The organism is Pseudomonas sp. NFR02, assembly GCF_900119375.1.
In the GTDB taxonomy this organism is placed as follows: Bacteria; Pseudomonadota; Gammaproteobacteria; order Pseudomonadales; family Pseudomonadaceae; genus Aquipseudomonas; species Aquipseudomonas paracarnis.
Genome location: NZ_FPJJ01000009.1, coordinates 104,739 through 122,377 on the forward strand (window position 1 = coordinate 104,739; position 17,639 = coordinate 122,377).

A 17,639-nucleotide genomic window follows, 5' to 3' on the forward strand; every position below is an offset into this window, starting at 1 on the left:
TACTGCATCCACCTGCAGCGGGTCTCTTGGACGTTATCGGCACCTCAGGTCATGAGCATAAGATCAAAACGCGATATCAACGCGCGTCTCCATCGCGAGGCGGCTTGGGCAGGATGGCCAGGAAATTGTCGCGGGCAACCTTGTGGGCAACGTCTTCAGGCAACGCATCGAGGAAAGGATCGAAGCGGCGCATCTCTTTGCCCAACTTATTGAAGCGCCCCACAACATCGGAGCCGAGCATGAAGCGATCCGGGAAGCGCTCCACCAGCGCAACCCATTGCGGCCGTGGCTTATCGGCGTCGTCCAGCAGATACGGTGTGAGCATGCTCCAGGACAAGTCGATATACAGGTTGGGGTAAGCCTCAAGCAGGCGCGCCAAGGTGGGCAGCAAAAACTCCATTTGCACCTGATGACGGTGGATTTCCTTGCTGGTACCGGCATGGGCCCAGATAAAACGCGTGTGCGGGTGGTTGCGTAACGGCTGCTCGACTTCCGCCAGGTACAGTGGGTTGCGCTCACGTTTGGAGGTAATGTTGGAATGCAGCATCACCGGCAGGTCGTTTTCGGCCGCCAGGTGGTAGATGCGCGTCATGGCTTCGTTATTGGCACGCGGCGTGTCGCCGGAAGTCAGCGCGGTGAGGTCATCATGGCGGGTAAACACTTCACCGATGCCCTGCCACAGCCCAGGGTTGAGGTCGAGCATGCGCTGGATGTGGGCGGCGGAGTTCTTGTCGTTGGGATTGAAACCGGCGAGGAACGGGTGAAAGTGCTGGCGTTGCGCAGGAGAAAGTTTATTCACTGCCGCCGCGACGATCACATCCGTGGCGCTGTACCAATAAGCATCGGCGTCGTCACCGGCGTAATAGCGCGGACGCTTGGGCTCGTCTTCGTGCCATTTCTTGGCCACGGGAATCCCGGAAATCATGACGTGCTCAATGCGGTTGTCCGCCATGGCCTTGAGCAGCTTGTCCATGCCGGCGCTCTCCTGAAAGAAATCCACGTAATGCAGGTGCGCGTCGCTGTAGGCATAGTCACGGGCCTGCGCGGCAAGGCTGCTGATGGCAAGCAACAAGGCAAGACTCAGGCGGGTTCCAGACACGGTAAAACCTCAATATGGGCTGATACGGGTAGACCTTGCGCCAGCCTTCAGGGTTCAGCATGGAAAAAACCGGAACACTGGAGTGCCAGCATGCTCTATAACTGCATGACCTTCATCCTGCGCCCTTATGAGGTTTGCCATGCCTGTTACCGTCAATACGCTGAACGCTGAAAACTTTCGTCACAGCGTGAATATCAATAATCACGAGCTGTTTACCGACCTGCCCAAGAGCCTGGGCGGTGACGATTCGGCGCCCTCCCCCCACGATTATTTCGATGCTGCGCTGGCGTCGTGCAAAGCTTTGACCGTGAGGCTCTACGCGCAGAAAAAAGCTATCCCGCTGACCGGCGTGACCGTGGAGGTCACTCACGACAGCGCCGAAGAGCAAAAGGGTAAATACAAGCTCGACGTCAAGCTGACCCTCAAGGGCGTACTCACCGACGCCCAGCGCGATGAACTGCACCGCGTCGCCGATAAATGCCCGGTACATAAGCTGATGACCACTGCCGAAGTCACTATCGAGACAAAATTGTCGGAAGGTGCCTTCAGCCAATAGCCCCACCTTCCCATCGAGCGGGTTATGCTCAAAGCATCTAACCCGCTCAGACTGGGATGCCCATGACCACTCTCACCGTGATTCGCCCTCGCCCCGAAGATGTAGAAGGCCAGCCTATCCTGCGGCCCCTGCCCTCGCGTGAATGCCGCAGCGTCGGGCCCTTTGTGTTTTTCGACCACATGCTGCCGACCCGCTACGCACCGGGTAACGGCATGAATATCCGCCAGCATCCCCATATCGGCCTGTCCACCCTTACTTACCTGTTTGAAGGCGTCTTGCAGCATAAGGACAGCCTTGGCTCGGACCAGGTGGTGCAAGCCGGCGATGTCAGCTGGATGACCGCCGGCAGCGCGATTGCCCACGTCGAGCGCACACCTGAAGCGGTCAAGGCCAGTGGCTTCAACCTGCATGGCCTGCAGGTATGGCTGGCCTCGCCCAAGGACCACGAGACCGGGCCGGGACACTACAGCCATCACCCAGCGGCGAGCTTGCCGAAAAGCGATAACCTCGGCGTGCAGGTGCGTTTGATCGCCGGTGATGGTTTTTGCCTCAGGTCACCGGTGCCGGTACTGTCGCCGACGCTGTATGCCGAGGTACAGATGCAAACCGCCACCACCCTGTTGATTCCTGATGAACATGAGGAACGTGCGGTGTATGTGCTGGAGGGTGAGGTGCAGTTGGACGGTGAAGCCCTGGAGGTCAACAGCTTGGTGGTATTGCCGACTGGGCAGGAGATGACCCTGTATGCCGAGAGTGATTGCCACCTGATGGTATTTGGCGGGGCGCCGCTGGATGGGCCACGGCGGATCAACTGGAATTTTGTGGCGAGTGATCCGGCGGTGATCGAGCAGGCGAGACAGCGTTGGGCGGCCGGGGATTGGCCCACCGTGCCGGGGGAGTCAGAAAGAATCGAGTTGCCTGTGAAATAGCTATCGCAGGCAAGCCAGCTCCCACATTTGATGGGTATACACATTTTAGAATGTAGGAGCTGGCTTGCCTGCGATGGCGTCCGATCAGGCGCTGAGAAATCAGCCCTTGAACACTTCATCCAACAAGTTATGCATCGACTGGAAAGCCCGTGCAGCGGTCTTGGCGTCGTACATCATCTTGCCTGGCACATTGGCATGGGGGTCGGTGAAGGAATGCACCGCACCGCCGTAGCTGAGCAACTGCCAATCCACACCCGCCGCGTTCATTTCATCTTCGAACGCCGGCAGTTGCTCTTTGGGCACCAACGGGTCCGAGGCGCCATGCAGCACCAGCACTGAACCCTTGATGTTCTTCGCGTCTGCGGGGTTCGGTGTATCCAGAGTGCCATGGAACGACACGGCAGCCTTCAGCGGCGCGCCGGTACGGGCCAGTTCCAGGGAGCAGCAACCGCCAAAGCAGAAGCCGAAGGTGGCCAGTTTCGAGGTGTCCACTGCTGCCTCAGTCTGGCCTTGCAGTTGCTCTAACGCTGCTTGCATGCGCTTGTTCAGCAACGGGCGATCATTCTTCAACGGCATCATCGCCGCGCCCGCTTCATCGCCATTTGAAGGACGTACGTTTTGCCCGTAGAGGTCGGCAATCAACACCACGTAGCCTTTGCCGGCAACGGCCTTCGCGATCTCTTCGGCCCCCACACTCACGCCCATCCAGTTCGGCGCCATCAGCAGTCCCGGCAACGGGCCCTTGTGGCTGGCATCGAACGCCAGACGGCTTTCATAAGACTGGCCATCAATCTGATAGACCACGGAACGTACAGTGACTTGGCTCATCATTTTCCCCAATTCAGATGGATTGACGATGCTCCCTGTAGGAGCGAGCTTGCTCGCGAAGAACGTCAACGATAACGCGCAAATGCTGAATGAACGCGGTGATCTCACGTTTTTCGCGAGCAAGCTCGCTCCTACAGTAGAGCCAGAACGAAAAAACCCGCCGAAGCGGGTTTTTCTACAACGGTGTTAAACCGACAATTCAACCAACAGCTTGTTCAGTCGGCGCACATACGCGGCCGGGTCCTTCAAGCTGTCGCCGGCTGCCAGGGCGGCCTGGTCGAAGAGGATGTGCGACAGGTCACCAAACCGCTCTTCGCTCTGCTCGCCATCGAGTTTCTCGATCAGCGGGTGAGACGGGTTGAATTCGAAGATCGGCTTGGAATCCGGCACTTTCTGGCCGCTGGCTTCCAGGATCTGGCGCATCTGCATGCCCAGGTCCTGCTCGCCGATGGCCAGGATCGCAGGAGAGTCGGTCAGGCGGTGGGAAACCCGCACTTCACTCACCGCTTCGCCCAGGGAAGCCTTGATGCGCTCAACCAGGCCCTCTTTGGACTTGGCGACTTCTTCGGCTTCCTTCTTCTCTTCTTCGGAGTCCAGGTTCCCCAGGTCCAGGTCACCACGGGCCACGTCGACGAAGGTTTTGCCGTCGAACTCGGTGAGGTAGCTCATCAGCCACTCATCGATACGGTCGGTCAGCAGCAGCACTTCGATGCCTTTCTTGCGGAAGACTTCCAGGTGCGGGCTGTTCTTGACCTGGGCGTAGGTTTCGCCGGTCAGGTAGTAGATCTTGTCCTGACCTTCCTTGGCACGTGCCAGGTAGTCAGCCAGGGACACAACCTGCTCGCCGTCTTCACCCTGAGTCGAGGCAAAACGCAGCAAACCGGCGATTTTTTCCTTGTTGGCAAAATCTTCCGCCGGGCCTTCTTTCATGACCTGGCCGAAGTTTTTCCAGAAGCTCTTGTATTGCTCAGGCTCGTTCTTCGCCAGCTTTTCCAGCATGTCGAGTACGCGCTTGGTGAGCGCCGACTTCATGGAGTCGATGATCGGGTCTTTCTGCAGGATTTCCCGCGACACGTTCAGCGACAGGTCGTTGGAGTCGACCACACCTTTGATAAAGCGCAGGTAAAGTGGCAGGAAGGATTCCGCCTGGTCCATTACGAACACGCGCTGCACGTAGAGCTTCAGGCCTTTTGGCGCTTCACGCTGGTACAGGTCGAACGGAGCACGGGCCGGTACGTAGAGCAGCGAGCTGTATTCGAGCTTGCCTTCAACCTTGTTGTGGCTCCAGCTCAGCGGGTTCTCGTAGTCGTGGCCGATGTGCTTGTAGAACTCCTGGTATTCCTCGTCCTTGATCTCGGTACGCGGACGGGTCCACAGGGCGCTGGCGCGGTTGACGGTTTCCCACTCTACCGCCGGGGCTTCTTCGCCTTCGGCAACGGTCTGTTCCTTGGGCAACTCGATCGGCAACGCGATGTGGTCGGAGTACTTCTTGATGATGTTGCGCAGGCGCCAGCCATCGGCGAATTCATCTTCACCGGCTTTCAGGTGCAGCACGATGCGCGTGCCACGGTCAGCCTTGTCGATCGTGGCGATTTCGAATTCGCCTTCGCCCTTGGAAGCCCAGTGCACGCCTTCGCTGGCGTCAAGGCCGGCGCGGCGGCTGAATACTTCAACCTTGTCGGCGACGATGAAGGCCGAATAGAAGCCCACGCCGAATTGGCCGATCAGGTGAGAGTCTTTTTTCTGGTCGCCCGACAGGTTCTTCATGAAATCTGCGGTGCCGGACTTGGCGATGGTCCCCAGGTGGGTGATCGCATCGTCACGGCTCATGCCGATACCGTTGTCTTCGAGGGTGACGGTCTTGGCGTCTTTGTCGTAGCTCACACGGATCTTCAGTTCCGCGCCGCCTTCCAGCAACTCAGGCTTGGACAGGGCTTCGAAACGTAATTTGTCGACAGCGTCAGAGGCGTTCGAGATCAATTCGCGAAGGAAAATTTCCTTGTTGGAATACAGCGAATGGATCATGAGGTGCAGCAGTTGCTTCACCTCGGTCTGGAAGCCCAGGGTTTCCTTTTGAGTTTCCACACTCATGGTCATCAAACTCCAATTGGATGGCAGTGGCCGCGCCCGAAAGGGTTGACGGCGGGTTGTCATCAAAGTTGGGGGCTCAGGCCAGGATTTCAAGGGCGGGCCAATTCCTCAATCTTGAAATGTGCGCGGGCGGTGGCAATCGGTTCGGCCGGTGTGCTCTGCCAGGCGGTAATCGCCACGTTGGCCACGCGCCGGCCCTGGCGCCATACCTGGCACTTGGCATAGGTGTCACGAAACTGGCCGGCGCGCAGATAATCCAGGGAGAAGTCGATGATTTTCGGCAGGCCCGGAGCGCCCGTGAACACCATCAGATGCAGGGCGGCTGCCAACTCCATGAAGCCGGCGATCACCCCGCCATGCAACGCCGGCAATATGGGGTTACCAATATTGTCCTTGCTGGCCGGCAGGCGAAACAGCAACTCATCCCCCAGCCGGGTGCATTCGATGCCGATCAACCTGGCATAAGGCACCAACTCGAGCAGCGCGTCACAGTCGCCACGATCGAGGGCTTGCTCCAGACGGGTCTTGAACCGATGCGTCATGCCTGCTCTCCCTTGATGACCGTGCCCAAGCCTTGGGTGCCTTTGAGGCGCTTGCCCATGCGCATAAACGTGCCCACCACATGGGCAATAGGTTGTTGCGGGTCATCCTGATAGGCAACGCCACGGGTGAAGATCACATCGGTGGTCACCCGGTAGCATTGCGCGAAGCCATACACCGGCTTATGGGGTTCGGCGGGATGCATGTAGTCGATACGCAGGTCCAGGGTGGGGCACACCTCGAACTCGGGCAGTACGCACAGGGTTGCCATGCCGCACGCGGTGTCCATCAATGAGGTCAGGGCGCCGCCGTGGATCACCCCGCTCAGGGGGTCACCGACGATATGCGGCCCATAAGGCAGTACGAGGGTCATGCCCTCCTCGCTGGCTTCATGCACCGTCACGCCCAGCACATGGCAATGGCGCAGGGCCGAAACGAAGCGCACGGCACGCTCTAACAAAGGGTTTTCGGTCATTGTTTTTAGACTCTTATTAGTGTGAATTCGGCGGATTGGAATGACTGGGTAAAGTTCCTGTACGAAACATGCTATATATCTGTGGGACATAAGGAACTAATGCTGGCCCCTTGGGTTCGAAAGGCCAGTAGATATCTTCAATAAGGAGAAACACCCCATGCGTAAGACATTAGCTATTTCCATGATGCTGGCCGCTGCTCTCGGTCTGGCTGCCTGCGACAAGAAATCCGAAGACAAAGCCCAAGATGCCGCTGCACACTCTGAGCAAGCACAGCAAGACATGGCTAAAGCACAGGATAAAGTGAACGACGCTGCGAAAGAAAACGCTGAAGCTGCCAAAGCTCAGGCCGAATCGAACGAAGCTGCTGCAAAAGAAGCTGCACCTGCCGCACCTGCAGAACCTGCCAAGCAGTAATCGCAGGGTTTAAAGCAGTATTGCAGCAAAAGAAAGCCCGCTGATTAAAGCGGGCTTTTCTTTGTCTGCGATTTGCTTGCAGCGCTACTGTGCGCCGTCTTTTACAGCGTCGGCTCCCGGCATATCGGTCGGGGTATACACCATCACCTGCAATACATCGGAATGGAACTCGCGGCGGTACAGCACCAGCACCACCCCGCTACTCATCAACATGAACAACCAGGGGCTGACAAACCAGGCCAGCATGGTCATGCCGAAGTAATAGGCGCGCAGGCCAAAGTTGAACTGGTTGGCCGCCATCGAAATCACTCGCGCCGCCCGCAAAGCAAACGCCTTGCGCTCCTGCTCTGACACGTGCCGTTCACCGATCATGGGCGCCGAGCCCACCAGCACCGCCGCGAAGTTGTACTGGCGCATGCACCAGCTGAAGGTGAAAAAGGCATAGACGAACACCAGTGCCAGGCACAGCAATTTGATCTCCGACATGCCCTGGGATGCCTGCTGCACCATGGGAATGTCCGCCAGCAGTGACACTGCGCGTTCCGAAGCCCCCAGCACCGTGAGAATACCGGCGAGGATGATCAAGGTGCTGGAGGCAAAGAACGAGGCATTGCGCTCCAGGTTACCGATCACACTGGCGTCGGCGATACGGTTGTCGCGCAGCAGCATGCGGCGCATCCAGTCTTCACGGTACAGGTGCAACACACTGGCCAGGCACGCCGTGTCCCGGGCTTTCCACGTTGCGTAACGGGTGTAGCCACCCCAGCAGATGACAAACCAGAGTGCTGCAAGCAGATGAACTTGATTGATTTCGACAAACGACATGTAGGTCCTTGTACAGGGTAGCCATGGTGAAAACGCGGTCAAACTGTGGGAGCGGGCTTGCTCGCGAATGCGGTGTGCCAGCTGCATATTAGTTTGCTGACACACCGCATTCGCGAGCAAGCCCGCTCCCACATTACCGGTTCACAAGTTTAGAAATATGTAACCTCATACGCAAAAAAAATGCCCCGTATCGTTTGATACGGGGCATTTCAGTAGAGCTCAACCGCGCGTTACGCGATGGCTTCGCTGCGCTTGCCCAGCATACGGTCAATCACCACGGCCACGACCAGCGTCATCACCGACGGCACCAGCCACGCCAGGCCTTGTTCGCTCAACGGCAGGTTTACCAGTTGCGTAGGCATCCAACCCGCCAGGCCCGCACCCTTGAGTGCGTCGATGCAGCCAAAGATGAACGACACCAGCATCACCGGGCCGACAATACGGCCCTGTTCCTGCCAGAACCCTTTGCAGAAGCTCAAGGCCACCAACACGATGCATGGCGGGTAGATCGCGGTCAGCACCGGGATCGAGAAGGCAATGAGTTTGGTCAAGCCCAAGTTGGACACAAACAGCGAGAACAGTGCCAGGATCACCACTAGGGTCTTGTAGGACAGCGGCAGGATCTTGCTGAAGTACTCGGCGCAGGCACAGGTCAGGCCCACGGCGGTCACCAGGCATGCCAGGGAAATCAGCACGGCGAGGAAACCACTGCCCAGGGAGCCGAACGTGTATTGCACATAGGCGTGCAGTACCGCCGCGCCATTGCTGGCACCCGCGGCCACGGCATGGCTGCCCGAACCCAGGCGGAACAGGCTGACGTACACCAGTGCCAGGCCCACGCCGGCAATCAGCCCGGCAATGATCGCGTAGCGGGTGATCAGCTTGGGTGACTCGACGCCACGGGAGCGAATCGCGTTGACGATCACGATGCCGAACACCAAGGCGCCCAGGGTATCCATGGTCAGGTAACCATTAATAAAGCCTTGGGAGAACGGCGCGGCAACGTATTCCGGCGTGGCAACCCCCACCTCACCGGCGGGCAAGGCAAACGCAGCGATGCCGAGAATAGCCAGGGCGATGATTTTCAGCGGCGCCAGGAAACGGCCCACGGTGTCCAGCAGTCGACCTGGGTACAGGGAGACAAAGAACACCACCAGGAAATACACCGAGCTGTAGAGGAACAGTGCCAACGGGCTCTCACCGGTCAAGGGCGCCAGGCCCACTTCAAACGATACTGTTGCGGTGCGCGGGGTCGCAAACAGCGGGCCCACTGCCAGGTAGGCCGCTGCCGCCAGCAGGCCACCGGCGATCTTGCCAATCGGGCTGCTCAGCGCATCCATGCCACCACCGACCTTGGCCAGGGCGATCACAGTGACCACCGGCAAACCGACCGCGGTGATCAGAAAGCCCAGCGCCGCCATCCAGACATGCGGCCCGGACTGCAAACCAACGATAGGCGGGAAGATGATGTTGCCGGCGCCCACGAACAGGGCAAAGGTCATAAAGCCCAGCGCCAGGATATCCTGGCTTTTCAACACTTTCATTTGAGGAAATACCACACTACTGAATCGGAATTTAGAGAGGGCTTCCCTATGGATGAGGGAAATGCTGCCGGCCCTTGTGGGGACCGACCGGTCTAGCGCGCAGCTTCCTTTTGGGACGCGGACGCATAAAGAGGCGGCTAGAGTACAGAATTAGGCTGACAAACGCACTGTTGCGGGGCGGACTGTCCGATAAGCGACATTTCAATGTCGCGTTTTCATACTTAATTGGGCAATACAGAACCCTGTGGGCGCTGGCTTGCCTGCGATGGCATCGACTCGGTTTGGCTGATGCACCCAGTTGTCTGTATCGCAGGCAAGCCAGCTCCCACATTGAACCGAGCACATTCGTCAATCTGGCTATATCCAGAAAGCACAAAGGCCACCCGAAGGTGGCCTTTGTGTGGTCAAGCGTCAGCTAAGCGCGAGGCTTACTTGACAGCCCAACCGGTCAGCTCGGCCAGGGCCTTGCCGATGTCTGCCAGCGAACGCACGGTTTTAACGCCTGCGTCTTGCAGTGCAGCGAATTTCTCGTCTGCAGTGCCTTTGCCGCCAGAGATGATTGCGCCAGCATGGCCCATGCGCTTGCCCGCAGGGGCAGTCACACCAGCGATGTAGGAAACAACCGGCTTGGTCACGTGTGCCTTGATGTAGGCAGCCGCTTCTTCTTCAGCCGAACCGCCGATCTCACCGATCATTACGATCGCTTCGGTCTTCGGGTCTTCCTGGAACAGCTTCAGGATGTCGATGAAGTTGGAGCCTGGGATCGGGTCACCGCCGATGCCGACGCAAGTCGACTGACCGAAACCGGCGTCAGTGGTCTGCTTGACAGCTTCATAGGTCAGGGTGCCGGAACGGGAAACGATACCGACTTTACCTGGCAAGTGAATGTGACCTGGCATGATGCCGATCTTGCATTCGCCTGGGGTGATCACGCCTGGGCAGTTAGGGCCGATCAGGACTACGCCCAGTTCGTCGCACTTAACTTTAGCGTCCAGCATGTCCAGTGTAGGAATGCCTTCGGTGATGCAGACGATCAGCTTGATGCCGCCGAATGCCGCTTCCAGGATCGAGTCCTTGCAGAAAGGAGCTGGAACGTAGATCACGCTGGCGGTGGCGCCAGTGGCTTCTACTGCTTCTTTCACGGTGTTGAACACGGGCAGGCCCAGGTGCTCGGTGCCGCCTTTGCCTGGAGTTACGCCGCCAACCATCTGGGTGCCGTATTCGATGGCTTGCTGGGTGTGGAAACTACCTTGCGAACCGGTAATACCCTGGCAGATAACTTTGGTGTCTTTATTGATCAGGACGCTCATTACTTGCCCTCCGCAGCTTTGACAACTTGTTGAGCAGCGTCGGTCAGGCTGGTAGCCGCGATGATGTTCAAACCGCTTTCTGCCAGTACTTTAGCGCCCAGTTCAGCGTTGTTACCTTCAAGGCGAACAACAACCGGGATTTTAACGCCGACTTCTTTCACTGCACCGATGATGCCTTCGGCAATCATGTCGCAACGAACGATGCCGCCGAAGATGTTGACCAGTACTGCAGCGACGTTGGAGTCGGACAGGATGATCTTGAACGCTTCGGTAACGCGTTCCTTGGTAGCGCCACCACCTACGTCGAGGAAGTTGGCTGGCTTGCCGCCATGCAGGTTGACGATGTCCATGGTACCCATGGCCAGGCCGGCACCGTTGACCATGCAGCCGATGTTGCCTTCCAGGGCTACGTAGTTCAGTTCGAACTTGGCAGCGTGCGCTTCGCGCGGATCGTCTTGCGACGGATCGTGGAAAGTCTTCAGCTTAGGCTGACGGTACATGGCGTTGGCGTCGATGTTGATCTTGGCATCGAGGCAGTGCAGATCGCCGTCAGCCTTGATCACCAGCGGGTTCACTTCCAGCAGGGCCAGATCGTGATCCTGGAACAGTTTGGCCAGACCTACGAAGATCTTGGCGAACTGGGCAACTTGCTTGCCTTCCAGGCCCAGCTGGAAAGCCAGTTCACGACCCTGGAATGGCTGAGCGCCAACCAGTGGATCGATAGTGGCCTTCAGAATTTTTTCTGGGGTTTCGTGAGCAATTTTCTCGATGTCCACGCCACCTTCGGTGGAAGCCATGAACACGATGCGACGGCTCGAACGGTCAACGACAGCGCCCAGGTACAGCTCTTTAGCGATATCAGTGCACGATTCAACCAGGATCTTGGTGACTGGTTGGCCATTGGCATCAGTCTGGTAAGTCACCAGACGCTTGCCCAGCCACTGCTGTGCGAAGGCCTTGGCGTCTTCTTTGCTGCGAACCAGCTTGACGCCGCCCGCTTTACCGCGACCACCGGCGTGGACCTGGGCTTTGACAACCCACTCGCTGCCGCCGATTTTGTCGCAAGCTTCTGCTGCTGCTTCCGGGGTGTCTACTGCGTAGCCCTTGGAAACTGGCAGGCCGTATTCAGCGAACAGCTGCTTACCCTGATACTCGTGAAGATTCATGCTTTTTACCGTCTTCGTTAGGTACTGCGCATTCGGCGCTGCGCTCATTATGAGTGCCGCGCCACCTGTGACTGCTGCTCGCGCAACTTGCGGGGCTTATGGCCCGTAAAGCTGCGCAAGGCTGCGTCCAGCGGATATTCCGCGGTGAGTCTTGCGCGCAAGGCTCACGACGGGCAACTCCGCCGTGGTTTCTTATTATCTCGCTTAGCGCTTCTTCTTGTTGGCAATGTGGATGGCGCCGCCATTCACTGCCAACGCAGCTTCGTGCAGCGCTTCGGACAGGGTCGGATGGGAGAAGACCATCATGCCCAAGTCCTCGGCACTGGTGCCGAATTCCATGCCGATCGCGCCTTGCTGAACCAGTTCTGCAGCGCTTGGGCCAATCACGTGGACGCCCAATACGCGGTCAGTCTTGGCATCAGCGATGACTTTGACAAAACCACCGGTGTCGTTGGCTGCCATGGCACGGCCAGAAGCGGCAAACGGGAAGGTGCCGACGTTAACTTCAACGCCTTCAGCTTTCAACTGCTGTTCGTTCTTGCCGACCCATGCAATTTCCGGGTGGGTGTAGATAACCGATGGGATCAGGTCGTAGTTCATCTGGGTCTTGTGACCCTTGATGCGCTCAACGACCATGATGCCCTCTTCGGAAGCCTTGTGGGCCAGCATCATGCCACGAACCACGTCGCCAATGGCATAGACGCCAGGCACGGTGGTGGCGCAATGATCGTCAACGTGGATGAAACCACGCTCGTCGATGTTCACGCCGCTGTCGGAAGCCAGCAAGTCGTTGGTCACTGGGCGGCGGCCCACGGCGACGATCAGCTTGTCGAAAGTGATGGTCTGCTCGCCGTCTTTATCGGTGTAGGTCACTACGACTTCTTCGCCGTTGACCTTGGAACCGGTAACACGGGCGCCAAGCTTGATGTCCAGACCTTGTTTGGTCAGGGTTTTCAGCGCTTCCTTGGACACCGCGGTGTCGGCAGCCAGCAGGAATGTATCCAGGGCTTCCAGTACGGTGACTTGAGCACCCAGGCGGGACCATACCGAACCCAGTTCCAAACCGATCACGCCGGCGCCGATGACGCCCAGACGCTTAGGCACAGCTTGGAATTCCAGGGCGCCGGTCGAATCAACGATCACGTTGTTATCAACAGGAGCAGGCGGAATGTCGATTGGACGCGAGCCGGGTGCCAGGATCACGTTTTCGGCTTCGATGACTTCAACCGAACCGTCTGGCTTGGTGACTTCAACTTTCTTGCCGGCCAGCAGTTTGCCGTGGCCTTGAATGGAAGTCACGCCGTTGGCCTTGAACAAGGTGGCAACGCCGGAAGTCAGGCCTTTGACGATGTTGGCTTTACGGCCGACCATTGCGGGTACGTCCATGGTCACGCCAGCATGGTTGATGCCGTGGATCGCAAAGCCGTCTTGGGCTTCGTGGAATTTCCAGGAGCTGTCCAGCAGCGCCTTGGACGGAATGCAACCCACGTTCAGGCAAGTACCGCCCAGCGCCAGTTTGCCTTCCTTGTCGGTGTATTTTTCGATGCAAGCAGTGGACAGGCCCAGTTGCGCAGCCTTGATGGCGGCAACATAGCCGCCAGGGCCTGCACCAATCACTACAACGTCAAATTTCTGTGTCATGAAAATAGATCCTCTATTTGCGACAAGCTTCTAGTCACACGTTGCAAGCCAAGCTGCTTTTTCCTACAGCTTGTAGCTCGCAACGTGCAACTGCTTCTATCAGATGTCCAGGAGCAGGCGAGCCGGGTCTTCCAGCAGGTTCTTGATGGTCACCAGGAACGTCACGGCTTCTTTACCGTCGATCAGGCGGTGATCGTAAGACAGTGCCAGGTACATCATTGGGCGGATCACGACTTGGCCGTTGATGGCCATCGGACGCTGGATGATGTTGTGCATGCCCAGGATCGCGGCCTGCGGTGGGTTGACGATCGGCGTCGACATCATCGAACCGAAGGTACCACCGTTGGTGATGGTGAAGGTACCGCCGGTCATCTCGTCGATGGTCAGCTTGCCGTCACGGGCTTTCTTGCCGAAGCCAGCGATGCCGCCTTCGATTTCGGCCAGGCTCATCAGCTCGGCGTTACGCAGGACTGGAACCACCAGGCCGCGGTCGCTGGAGACGGCAACGCCGATATCGGAGTAGCCGTGGTAAACGATGTCGCCGCCGTCGATCGAAGCGTTGACTGCCGGGAAGCGCTTCAGCGCTTCGGTGGCCGCTTTCACGAAGAACGACATGAAGCCCAGGCGCACGCCGTTGTGGGACTTCTCGAACAGGTCCTTGTACTTCGAACGCAGGGCCATGACTTCGGTCATGTCGACTTCGTTGAAGGTGGTCAGCATCGCCATGTTCGACTGAGCTTCAACCAGGCGCTTGGCCACGGTGGCACGTACACGAGTCATCGGTACGCGCTTCTCGGTGCGGTCGCCAGCGGCAAACACAGGCGCAGCGGCAGCAGGCGCTGCAGCCTTGGCAGGTGCGGCAGCCGGAGCGTTCTTCTTGGCTTCAACTGCGGCAACCACGTCTTCCTTGGTCACACGGCCATCTTTGCCGGTGCCCTTGATGGAAGCCAGGTTGATGCCGTTTTCCTCAGCCAGTTGACGCGCAGCCGGTGCAGCGATTGGATCTTCGCCACCCGCAGCCGGTGCGGCAGGCGCAGAAGCAGCCGGTGCAGCAGCGGCAGGAGCAGGAGCAGCGGCAGCAGCGCTGCCCTCTTCGATCGAGCCCAGTACCTGGTTCGACAGAACGGTAGCGCCCTCTTCAGCAACGATTGCGCCCAGCACGCCGTCAGCTTCGGCCAACACTTCCAGAACGACTTTGTCGGTCTCGATGTCGACGATCAGGTCGTCACGCTTGACGGCCTCGCCTGGTTTCTTGTGCCAGGTGGCAACGGTGCCATCGGCAACCGATTCCGGGAATGACGGGGCTTTGATTTCGATAGCCATTATCTGTAGGTCCTTAAAATTCGGTTTCAGTCAGCGCGAAGGCGTTAAACAGTGAAAGCATCTTGCAGCAGTTTTTCCTGCTGCTCGGCGTGCATCGACGCGTAACCACAGGCAGGTGCAGCAGAAGCATCACGACCGGCGTACTCAAGGACCAAAGCCTTGTTGTGGTTGCCGATGCTGCGACGCAGATGATGCTGGCTGCTGTACCAGGCGCCCTGGTTCATCGGTTCTTCCTGACACCACACTACGTTCGTGAGGTTGGTGTAAGGCGCGATGATCTCCATGAGGTCATCTTCCGGGAACGGATAAAGCTGCTCGATACGCACGATGGCGATGTCTTCGCGGCCTTCGGCACGGCGTTTTTCCAACAGATCGTAGTAGACCTTGCCGCTGCACAGGATCAGGCGAGTGACCTTGGCGGCGTCCAGCGTATCGATCTCTGGAATCACGGTCTGGAACGAACCTTGGGCCAGATCTTCCAGGGTCGAAACGGCCAGCTTGTGACGCAACAGCGACTTCGGCGTCAGCACCACCAGCGGCTTGCGCAGCGGACGGATCACCTGGCGACGCAGCAAGTGGTAGATCTGCGCCGGGGTCGTCGGCACGCACACCTGAATGTTGTGCTCGGCGCACAATTGCAGGTAACGCTCCAGACGGGCCGAGGAGTGCTCAGGGCCCTGACCTTCATAACCGTGTGGCAGCAGCATGGTCAGACCGCACAGACGGCCCCACTTGTGCTCGCCGCTGGTGATGAACTGGTCGATAACCACCTGGGCACCGTTGGCGAAGTCGCCGAACTGGGCTTCCCAGATCACCAGCGCGTTCGGCGTGGTGGTCGAGTAACCGTATTCGAACGCCAGTACGGCTTCTTCGGACAGGAACGAATCGTACAGGTCGAAACGTGGCTGGCCTTCGTACAGGTTCTGCAACGGGATGTAGGTGCCCGCGTCTTTCTGGTTGTGCAATACAGCATGACGGTGCGAGAACGTACCGCGGCCGATGTCCTGGCCGGTCATGCGGATCGGGTGACCTTCGAACGCCAGGGTCGCGTACGCCATGGTTTCGGCGTAACCCCAGTTGATCGGCAGGCCACCGGCTTGCATCTTCTGACGGTCTTCGTAGATCTTCGCAACCTGGCGCTGTACGACGAAGCCTTCGGGAATTTCCAGCAGCTTGGCGGACAGTTCCTGCAACGTCTTCAAATCGAACGAGGTATCGTGACGTGCAGTCCAGGTGTGACCCAGGTATGGGCGCCAGTCAACGAACAGCTCTTTGTTCGGCTCCTTGACCAGGCTTTTCACTACATGCAGGCCGTTGTCCAGTGCGTTGCGGTATTCGTCGACTTTCGCCTGAACACGCGCATCGTCAACCACGCCGGCCTTGGTCAGGCTTTCGGCGTACAGCTCACGGGTGGTGCGCTGCTTGGTGATCTGCTGGTACATCAACGGCTGGGTGCCGCTTGGCTCGTCCGCTTCGTTGTGACCGCGACGGCGGTAGCAAACCAGGTCGATGACCACGTCACGCTTGAACTGCATGCGGTAGTCGACAGCCAGTTGGGTCACGAACAGCACGGCTTCCGGATCATCGCCATTCACATGGAGGATCGGCGCCTGGATCATCTTGGCAACGTCGGTGGCGTACTCGGTGGAACGCGCGTCCAACGGGTTGCTGATGGTGAAGCCCACCTGGTTGTTGATGACGATGTGAACGGTACCACCGGTCTTGAAGCCGCGAGTCTGCGACATCTGGAACGTTTCCAGGACCACGCCTTGACCGGCGAATGCCGCGTCACCGTGGATGGAAATCGGCAGAACCTTCTCACCGGTGGAATCGTTACGACGATCCTGGCGAGCACGTACCGAACCCTCGACCACTGGCGAAACGATTTCCAGGTGGGAGGGGTTGAATGCCATGGCCAGGTGAACTTCACCGCCGGTGGTCATCACGTTGGACGAGAAGCCCTGGTGGTATTTAACGTCACCGGAACCCAGCTCGACCTTCTTCTTGCCTTCGAACTCGTCGAACAGCTCACGCGGGTTCTTGCCGAAGGTGTTGACCAACACGTTCAGGCGACCACGGTGAGCCATGCCGATCACGATTTCCTTGGTGCCATAGGAACCGGAACGCTGGATCAGTTCGTCGAGCATCGGAATCAGGCTTTCGCCGCCTTCCAGGCCGAAACGCTTGGTGCCTGGGTATTTAGTGCCCAGGTATTTCTCGAGGCCTTCGGCCGCGGTCACGCGCTCCAGCAGGTGGCCGCGCACATCGGCGGACAATACCGGACGGCCACGCACGCCTTCCAGGCGGTGCTGGAACCACTGGCGCTGCTCGGAATCGGTGATGTGCGTAAATTCAGCGCCGATGGTGCGGCAATATGTCTGCTGCAACGCTTCGTGAATTTCGCGTAGGCTCGCTTCCTCTTTGCCGATGAACAGGTCGCCGGCACGGAAGGTCGTATCAAGATCGGCATTGGTCAAGCCGTAATGATTGATCGACAGGTCTGCAGGTGCAGGACGCTGCCACAGCCCCAGCGGGTCAAGCTGGGCTGCCTGGTGGCCACGCATACGGTAGGCCTGGATCAGTCGCAGTACTTCAACTTGCTTCTTCTCATGCTCACTGCTCACGCTGCCGGCGGAAACCGGTTGGGCGCGGCGCTGGTTCTTTGCCAGCAGCACGAACTGATCGCGAATTGTTGCGTGCGATACATCGGTGGCAGCGTTGCCGTCTGAAGACAACGTCTGAAATTTGGTGCGCCATTCTTCTGGCACAGCGTTAGGGTCGTGCAGGTAGAGCTCATAAAGCTCTTCCACATAGGCAGCGTTACCACCTGAAAGATAGCCGCTGTTCCACATGCGCTGCATCACGCTTTCTTGCATGCTTGGTCACCCTCGATTTGG

The 17,639-nt window shown here is 58.3% G+C and carries 15 protein-coding genes; 3 read left to right on the forward strand and 12 right to left on the reverse strand.

What is annotated here, in order from left to right:
• Positions 1-76: 76 nt before the first annotated feature.
• A complete protein-coding gene (locus BT199_RS23805) occupies positions 77-1,099 on the reverse strand; it encodes an amidohydrolase family protein (RefSeq protein ID WP_072435573.1) in 1,023 nt (340 codons plus the stop codon).
• 139 nt (positions 1,100-1,238) lie between these two features.
• Here BT199_RS23805 and BT199_RS23810 point away from each other — a divergent pair, with 139 nt between their 5' ends.
• Both BT199_RS23810 and BT199_RS23815 read left to right on the forward strand, forming a co-directional pair.
• Positions 1,239-1,655 carry an OsmC family protein gene (locus BT199_RS23810; RefSeq protein ID WP_072435574.1) on the forward strand — a complete coding sequence of 139 codons (417 nt, stop codon included), beginning with the start codon at positions 1,239-1,241 and terminating at the stop codon, positions 1,653-1,655.
• Positions 1,656-1,717: 62 nt separating this feature from the next.
• Positions 1,718-2,584 carry a pirin family protein gene (locus tag BT199_RS23815; RefSeq protein WP_020301699.1) on the forward strand — a complete coding sequence of 289 codons (867 nt, stop codon included), beginning with the start codon at positions 1,718-1,720 and terminating at the stop codon, positions 2,582-2,584.
• A 99-nt stretch (positions 2,585-2,683) separates the two neighbouring features.
• Here BT199_RS23815 and BT199_RS23820 read toward each other — a convergent pair whose 3' ends face one another.
• From BT199_RS23820 to BT199_RS23835, 4 genes are all read right to left on the reverse strand, one after another.
• Entirely contained in the window at positions 2,684-3,412 is a 729-nt protein-coding gene (locus BT199_RS23820) for a dienelactone hydrolase family protein (protein ID WP_014717739.1), read from the reverse strand.
• 186 nt (positions 3,413-3,598) lie between these two features.
• Positions 3,599-5,503 (reverse strand): molecular chaperone HtpG, encoded by a 1,905-nt coding sequence (gene htpG, locus BT199_RS23825; protein WP_014717738.1) that lies wholly within the window; start codon positions 5,501-5,503, stop codon positions 3,599-3,601.
• Between the two features lie 89 nt (positions 5,504-5,592).
• Entirely contained in the window at positions 5,593-6,045 is a 453-nt protein-coding gene (locus BT199_RS23830; protein WP_014717737.1) for a PaaI family thioesterase, read from the reverse strand.
• Positions 6,042-6,518 carry a PaaI family thioesterase gene (locus BT199_RS23835; protein WP_020301697.1) on the reverse strand — a complete coding sequence of 159 codons (477 nt, stop codon included), beginning with the start codon at positions 6,516-6,518 and terminating at the stop codon, positions 6,042-6,044. Before BT199_RS23835 ends, BT199_RS23830 begins: the two co-directional genes overlap by 4 nt.
• A gap of 157 nt (positions 6,519-6,675) precedes the next feature.
• Here BT199_RS23835 and BT199_RS23840 point away from each other — a divergent pair, with 157 nt between their 5' ends.
• Positions 6,676-6,933: a hypothetical protein gene (locus BT199_RS23840; protein WP_003190018.1), complete on the forward strand. Its 258-nt coding sequence runs from the start codon at positions 6,676-6,678 to the stop codon at positions 6,931-6,933.
• A gap of 84 nt (positions 6,934-7,017) precedes the next feature.
• Here BT199_RS23840 and BT199_RS23845 read toward each other — a convergent pair whose 3' ends face one another.
• The 7 genes from BT199_RS23845 to BT199_RS23875 form a co-directional block, all read right to left on the reverse strand.
• Complete coding sequence (locus tag BT199_RS23845) at positions 7,018-7,758, reverse strand: DUF599 domain-containing protein (protein ID WP_072435575.1); 741 nt, start codon at positions 7,756-7,758, stop codon at positions 7,018-7,020.
• Between the two features lie 230 nt (positions 7,759-7,988).
• Complete coding sequence (gene brnQ, locus BT199_RS23850) at positions 7,989-9,302, reverse strand: branched-chain amino acid transport system II carrier protein (protein ID WP_003190014.1); 1,314 nt, start codon at positions 9,300-9,302, stop codon at positions 7,989-7,991.
• A 428-nt stretch (positions 9,303-9,730) separates the two neighbouring features.
• Positions 9,731-10,612 (reverse strand): succinate--CoA ligase subunit alpha, encoded by an 882-nt coding sequence (gene sucD, locus BT199_RS23855; protein ID WP_003190013.1) that lies wholly within the window; start codon positions 10,610-10,612, stop codon positions 9,731-9,733.
• Positions 10,612-11,778 carry an ADP-forming succinate--CoA ligase subunit beta gene (gene sucC / locus BT199_RS23860; RefSeq protein ID WP_003190011.1) on the reverse strand — a complete coding sequence of 389 codons (1,167 nt, stop codon included), beginning with the start codon at positions 11,776-11,778 and terminating at the stop codon, positions 10,612-10,614. Before sucC ends, sucD begins: the two co-directional genes overlap by 1 nt.
• Before the next feature lie 204 nt (positions 11,779-11,982).
• Positions 11,983-13,419, reverse strand: a complete 1,437-nt coding sequence (gene lpdA / locus BT199_RS23865) for a dihydrolipoyl dehydrogenase (RefSeq protein WP_014717733.1) — start codon at positions 13,417-13,419, stop codon at positions 11,983-11,985.
• 99 nt (positions 13,420-13,518) lie between these two features.
• Positions 13,519-14,742: a 2-oxoglutarate dehydrogenase complex dihydrolipoyllysine-residue succinyltransferase gene (gene odhB, locus BT199_RS23870; RefSeq protein WP_014717732.1), complete on the reverse strand. Its 1,224-nt coding sequence runs from the start codon at positions 14,740-14,742 to the stop codon at positions 13,519-13,521.
• 44 nt (positions 14,743-14,786) lie between these two features.
• Positions 14,787-17,618 carry a 2-oxoglutarate dehydrogenase E1 component gene (locus BT199_RS23875; RefSeq protein WP_014717731.1) on the reverse strand — a complete coding sequence of 944 codons (2,832 nt, stop codon included), beginning with the start codon at positions 17,616-17,618 and terminating at the stop codon, positions 14,787-14,789.
• Positions 17,619-17,639 lie beyond the last annotated feature (21 nt).

Bases quoted from the DNA above. Each gene is read 5' to 3' on its own strand.
- BT199_RS23845 (WP_072435575.1), bottom strand. From the start codon at position 7,758: ATGTCGTTTGTCGAAATCAATCAAGTTCATCTGCTTGCAGCACTCTGG.
- brnQ (WP_003190014.1), bottom strand. From the start codon at position 9,302: ATGAAAGTGTTGAAAAGCCAGGATATCCTGGCGCTGGGCTTTATGACC.
- sucD (WP_003190013.1), bottom strand. From the start codon at position 10,612: ATGAGCGTCCTGATCAATAAAGACACCAAAGTTATCTGCCAGGGTATT.
- sucC (WP_003190011.1), bottom strand. From the start codon at position 11,778: ATGAATCTTCACGAGTATCAGGGTAAGCAGCTGTTCGCTGAATACGGC.
- BT199_RS23875 (WP_014717731.1), bottom strand. From the start codon at position 17,618: ATGCAAGAAAGCGTGATGCAGCGCATGTGGAACAGCGGCTATCTTTCA.
- BT199_RS23815 (WP_020301699.1), top strand. From the start codon at position 1,718: ATGACCACTCTCACCGTGATTCGCCCTCGCCCCGAAGATGTAGAAGGC.
- BT199_RS23840 (WP_003190018.1), top strand. From the start codon at position 6,676: ATGCGTAAGACATTAGCTATTTCCATGATGCTGGCCGCTGCTCTCGGT.
- BT199_RS23835 (WP_020301697.1), bottom strand. From the start codon at position 6,518: ATGACCGAAAACCCTTTGTTAGAGCGTGCCGTGCGCTTCGTTTCGGCC.
- BT199_RS23820 (WP_014717739.1), bottom strand. From the start codon at position 3,412: ATGAGCCAAGTCACTGTACGTTCCGTGGTCTATCAGATTGATGGCCAG.
- odhB (WP_014717732.1), bottom strand. From the start codon at position 14,742: ATGGCTATCGAAATCAAAGCCCCGTCATTCCCGGAATCGGTTGCCGAT.
- BT199_RS23830 (WP_014717737.1), bottom strand. From the start codon at position 6,045: ATGACGCATCGGTTCAAGACCCGTCTGGAGCAAGCCCTCGATCGTGGC.
- lpdA (WP_014717733.1), bottom strand. From the start codon at position 13,419: ATGACACAGAAATTTGACGTTGTAGTGATTGGTGCAGGCCCTGGCGGC.
- BT199_RS23810 (WP_072435574.1), top strand. From the start codon at position 1,239: ATGCCTGTTACCGTCAATACGCTGAACGCTGAAAACTTTCGTCACAGC.
- htpG (WP_014717738.1), bottom strand. From the start codon at position 5,503: ATGAGTGTGGAAACTCAAAAGGAAACCCTGGGCTTCCAGACCGAGGTG.